Source organism: Allobosea sp. (genome assembly GCF_048595345.1).
In the GTDB taxonomy this organism is placed as follows: Bacteria; Pseudomonadota; Alphaproteobacteria; order Rhizobiales; family Beijerinckiaceae; genus Allobosea.
Window position 1 is genome coordinate 1 of record NZ_JBMDWH010000046.1, and the last position, 5033, is coordinate 5033.

The 5033-nt window shown below is 70.5% G+C and carries 5 protein-coding genes and 1 riboswitch; of the genes, 2 read left to right on the top strand and 3 right to left on the bottom strand.

The window, feature by feature from the left end; genetic code table 11:
• The 3 genes from ACOJTB_RS05400 to ACOJTB_RS05410 form a co-directional block, all read right to left on the bottom strand.
• A partial coding sequence (locus tag ACOJTB_RS05400) for a cobaltochelatase subunit CobN (RefSeq protein ID WP_420101497.1) occupies positions 1 to 1931 on the bottom strand: 1931 nt, incomplete at its 3' end.
• Positions 1932 to 1940: 9 nt separating this feature from the next.
• Positions 1941 to 2984: a cobalamin biosynthesis protein CobW gene (gene cobW, locus ACOJTB_RS05405; RefSeq protein WP_420101498.1), complete on the bottom strand. Its 1044-nt coding sequence runs from the start codon at positions 2982 to 2984 to the stop codon at positions 1941 to 1943.
• On the bottom strand, positions 2981 to 3439 hold the full coding sequence (locus ACOJTB_RS05410; protein ID WP_420101499.1) for a DUF1636 family protein: 459 nt from the start codon (positions 3437 to 3439) through the stop codon (positions 2981 to 2983). The genes cobW and ACOJTB_RS05410 overlap by 4 nt, the downstream gene beginning before the upstream one ends.
• 127 nt (positions 3440 to 3566) lie before the next feature.
• Positions 3567 to 3752, bottom strand: a riboswitch (cobalamin riboswitch).
• Between the two features lie 174 nt (positions 3753 to 3926).
• Between ACOJTB_RS05410 and cobU the strand changes: the two genes are divergently transcribed.
• Together cobU and cobO are read left to right on the top strand one after the other, a co-directional pair.
• On the top strand, positions 3927 to 4445 hold the full coding sequence (gene cobU, locus ACOJTB_RS05415; protein ID WP_420101500.1) for a bifunctional adenosylcobinamide kinase/adenosylcobinamide-phosphate guanylyltransferase: 519 nt from the start codon (positions 3927 to 3929) through the stop codon (positions 4443 to 4445).
• A 1-nt stretch (position 4446) separates the two neighbouring features.
• Positions 4447 to 5033, top strand: a 587-nt coding sequence (cobO, locus tag ACOJTB_RS05420) for a cob(I)yrinic acid a,c-diamide adenosyltransferase (RefSeq protein ID WP_420101501.1), incomplete at its 3' end; no start/stop codon positions are given.

Genomic DNA, 5033 nt, shown 5'->3' on the forward strand with positions numbered 1-5033 from the left:
TCGGCTTCGGCCAGCGGGGGCGGCAGATGGCCGAGCGTCACCGCCGAGAGCCGGCGCTTGGCCGGCGCGGCCTCGCCCGGATCGTCGACCACATAGGGGTAGATCACCGGCAGACCGCCGACCGCCAGGCGCGGCCAGCAGGCGGCGGACAGCGCCACCGCCTTCCCCGGCAGCCATTCGGTGGTGCCATGCGTGCCGAGATGGATCAGCGCATCGACGGCTTCGGCCTGCCGCAGCGCAAGGTAAAAGGCGAGATAGCCATGGGCCGGCGGCGCGTCGGGGTCGTGATAGCGCGCCTTGCGGTCGGGCGTGGCGTCGCGCGGCGGCTGCAAGGCGACGATGAGGTTGCCGTAGCGTACGATCCGGAAGCGGAAGGCGCCGTCGCGGCAAGCGGGATCGACTTCGGGCTCGCCATGGGCGGCGAGCAGGTCCTCGCGCGCGGCGGCGGGGATCGTGGCGAGCCACGCCCGATAGGTGGCGAGGGGGAGAGAGAGACTCGCAGGACCGCTGGTCAGAGCTGCCATCAGCCGCTGCCCCTCGCCCGCATCCGCGCCGTCGTCTCGGACAAGCCGCGAAAGCGGCGCCGATCCGGGAGCCATTCCGCAACCTCCAGCGGACGGGCTCTGGCATGGATCCCGGGTCTCCCGATGGTCGCCCGGGACGACTGTGGCAGGGCGAGGGACGCTATACCCCGCCTGCGCCAGCAATCCGCGAAGGGCCGTCACGCTCGCCGGCGTGTCGAGCCCCACCGCGAAGCCGGCCCGGCCGCCGCGTGCCGGATAATCGGACATCACCAGTGCCAGCTTCCGTTCGACCGCAGGCTTGGCGGCCAGCGCGATCCAGCCGGCCGTCAGATCGGCCAGCGCCGCGATGCCCTCCGCATCCGGCACGAGCCGGCGGTTAACGAGCCCGGTGGCCGGATCGAGCGTCTCCGCCTTGAACGCGACCGGGATCGCGCCGATCCGCCCGTCGAACTCCGGCAGCGCCACCTGCATGGCGAGGTCGGCGGCGGAAAGCCCGCGCGGCGAAGCCTCCCAGGCCTCATAGGGACTGCCGACCGGCACGGCCTGAAGCACCGGGCAATCGGCAGCGTCGAGCACGAAAGCCTCGCCGTCGCGCGCGGAAAACCCCGTGGTCGCGACGATCAGTGCCGGCTTGCGCATGGCGATCAGCGCCGCGAGTTCTGCGGTGACGGCAGGGTCCTTCAGGCTGGTCAGGGCGAGCGGGAGCGGGGCGAGGCCGCGCGTCGCGAGAGCGGCGGCCAGCGCTTCGCTCAAGGCCGTATCGCCGGCGACGATGCCGGAGCGATAGAGCAGGATCGGAACGAGAGGGCGCGTCGCGGGCAGGGCGGCCAGCGCCTCGCGCCAGCCGGTGGTCACCTCGCCATCCGTCAGGGCAAACAGCGCCGGCAGCGGCGCGGGCTTCAGCTCCGCCGGCAGCAGCGCCCCGCCTCCAGCGAGAAACCGCCCCGCCACCGCCAGCATCCGCCGCATGTTCTCGACGCCGCCGGCCCGGAAATAGGTCAGGATCGCCTGTCGGCAGCCGGCGGGCACCGTGCCGTAATCCGCGAGCCGTTCATCCTCCCGGTCGTCGCCCGGCAGCACCGCGAGCGCGATGCCCTTCTCCCGGCAGACCTGCGCCAGCTGCTCGATGCCATAGCGCCAATAGTCCAGCCCGCCGAGGCAGCGCACCAGCACGAAGCGGCACTGCGCGGCGGTCTTCTCGATCATGAGATCGACCGAGAGCGGGTGCTTCAGCCGCCGCAGCGAGGCGAGGCGGAGGGACGGGGCGTCCGCCCTTGCGGCCGCCGCCAGCGCCGAAAGGTCGCTGTCGGCGAAGGAGAGCACCAGCATGTCTCCCGGCGGCAGGCCGAGATCGACGGCGTCCTCGCCATCGTCGAGCCTGATCTCGCTGGTCGGGAGAAGGTGCATCTTGCGCGGTTACGCTCCGGCCAGCGCCGCTTCGACGGCCTTCAGGTCGAAGCCCTTGAGCCCGATCACCGTGATCCGCCCCTCGCGCGCTTCGCTCGGCGCCCAGGGCCGGTCGAAATGATGGCCGACACGGAGGCCGACGCCCTGCACGACGAGCCGCATCGGCTTGCCCGGCACGGCGGCGAAGCCCTTCAGCCGCAGAACGCCCTCGGCCTCGGCCGCCTTGGCGACGCGCGCCGACAGCTCCTCCGGCGAGAGACCCTCCGGCAGCGTCAGCGCCGTGGAATCGAAATCGTCATGGTCGTGATCGTGCTCGCCCTCGCCATGGTGGGAGGGGCGCGCCGCCAGATCGGTTTCCGCTGCCGCGCCGAGGCCGACGATCAGCGCCGGCTCGACCTTGCCGTGACTTGTCTCGACGATCTTGATCGCCTTGGGCAGGTGCTCGGCGATCTCGGCCTTCACCCGCGCCCGGCCGGCTTCGTCGACGAGGTCGCTCTTGTTGAGCAGGATCAGGTCTGCGCAGAGGATCTGGTCCTCGAACACCTCCTCCAGCGGATTGTCGTGATCGACATTGGCGTCGGCCGCGCGCTGCGCCGCCAGCGCCTCCGGATCGTCGGCGAACTGGCCCTCCGCCACGGCGGGCCCGTCCACCACGGCAATAACGCCGTCCACCGTGACGCGGGTGCGGATCGCCGGCCAGTTGAAGGCCTGCACCAGCGGCTTGGGCAGGGCCAGGCCCGAGGTCTCGATCAGGATGTGCTCGGGCGGCTGCGCCCGGTTCAGCAGCTTTTCCAGCGCCGGCACGAAATCATCGGCGACGGTGCAGCAGATGCAGCCATTGGGCAGCTCCACCACATCCTCCTCCGAGCAGCCGGCGATGCCGCAGCCCTTGAGGAACTCGCCGTCGAAGCCGAGATCGCCGAACTCGTTGACGAGCACGGCGAGCTTCTTGCCCTGCGCGTTTTCGAGCAGATGGCGCACCAGCGTGGTCTTTCCCGCGCCGAGGAAGCCGGTGACGATGGTGCAGGGCGTCTTGGTGAGGGGAGCGGTCATCGGGCTGGTCTCGCGGTCGAAAGGGGAGGGATGCGGGCGACGACGCTCTTGCGAATGATCTCGGGGCGTTCGCGCCAGGGCACGACGCCATCGGGCGAGGCGCCATATTGGCCGGCGAAGGCGATCAGCGTTTCCACCGCATCCTGCGGGTCGAGATCGCCATAGACATAGGTCCATTTGCCTTCGCCGCTGAGCGCGACGGTGCAGGGCCGCTTGCAGACGGAGAGGCATTCGACCGCCTCGACGGCGATCGCCGTGCCCAAGCCCTCGATTCGTGCCGCCAGGGCGGCCGCCAAGGCGGCTCCCGGCTTGTCGTAGCCATCCGGCAGATCGGCGCGGGCGCGCCGGCAGGTCGTGCAGACATGCAGGGTGCAGGTCGTGACGGCAGGGTCCGCACCGGAGCGGTCCAGAACGGACAGGTCGCCCTCGCCGCTAGGCTCATGGGAGGCGGCCATGTCAGGCGGATCGGCGCTGGGCTGTCGAGGAAAACGGACGCATCATACGGGCACGCGCCCGCATGCCCGTATGGGGCAGGCAGCAGATCATCTGTCGTCTCCGTGGCCGCCCCGCCGGCAGCCTGTTGGATCGTTGCGGGTGACGGCAGGTCTCCTGGCTCGCGGGTCTGGACGTTCCGCGCCGCCTTCCCGGGATCGCTCCCAGTGGCCGATGGCGCGGAACTCGCCGCTTACAGTTGCGGGGGCAGCCGCGGTCTCGCACCGCGTTCCCTTTTCACCTCCTCGCGGAGGCACCGTCGCTCACATCATTAGCCATCGGCGCGGCGCTGTGCAATGCAGGGCTGGCTTCGACATGTCGTCGCGGGTCGTCCCGGGCGACCGCAGGAAGACCCGGGACCCATTCCGGAGCCTTTCCGCCAGAGGCTCAGGCATGGATCCCGGCTCTACGCTTCGCTTCGGCCGGGATGACGCGGAGAGGTCCGTCTCGGTGAAGTCGTCCCAGATCCCCCACCTCACCCTCGTCCTCGGCGGCGCTCGCTCCGGCAAGAGCCGCCATGCCGAGGCGCTGATCGAGGCGCTGCCCGCCCCCTGGGTCTACATCGCCACCGCTGAGGCCTGGGACGAGGAGATGCGCGCGCGCATCGCGCTGCACCGCGAGCGCCGGCCGGCCGGCTGGAAGACGGTCGATTGCCCTCTCGATCTGCCGGGCGCGATCGCCGCCCATGCCGGGCGCCCCATCCTGGTCGATTGCCTGACGCTCTGGCTGACGAACCTCATTCTCGCCGAGCACGACACGGCCGCTGCCGGCACGGCGCTCATCGAGGCTTGCGCGGGCGCCCGCGCCCCGCTCGTGCTGGTATCCAACGAGGTGGGCCTCGGCATCGTTCCGGACAATGCGCTGGCGCGGCGCTTCCGCGACGAGGCCGGGCGGCTGCATCAGGCGCTTGCGACGCGCGCCGCAAGCGTGGTCTTCATGGTCGCCGGTTTGCCGATGCGGGTGAAATGAGATGACCGGAATCGAAGACGCCGACGCCGCCCGCCACAAGGCGAAGATGGAAAAGCGCAAGGCGGTGCAGGACGCCGAGGTCGCGGCCAAGACGATCGAGAAGGGCCTGCTGATCGTCAACACCGGCCCCGGCAAGGGCAAGTCCACCGCCGCCTTCGGGCTGATGCTGCGCGCGCTCGGTCATGGCTGGCGGATCGGCGTGGTGCAGTTCATCAAGGGCGCCTGGGACACCGGCGAACGCCGTGCGCTGGCGGCCTTTCCGGACCAGGTGGAGTGGCACAGCATGGGCGAGGGCTTCACCTGGGAGACACAGGACAAGGCCCGCGACATCGCCGCCGCCACCCGCGCCTTCGACAAGGCCAGGGAGCTGATGGCGGACGAGACGATCCGGCTGATCGTGCTGGACGAACTCAACATCGCCCTGCGCTACGATTACCTGCCGCTGGCCGAGGTGGTGGCGACGCTCGCCGCCCGCCGCCACGATCTGCACATCGTCGTCACCGGCCGGAACGCCAAGCCCGAACTCATTGCCGCCGCCGACCTCGTCACCGAGATGACCCTGGTGAAGCACCACTTCGCCGCCGGCGT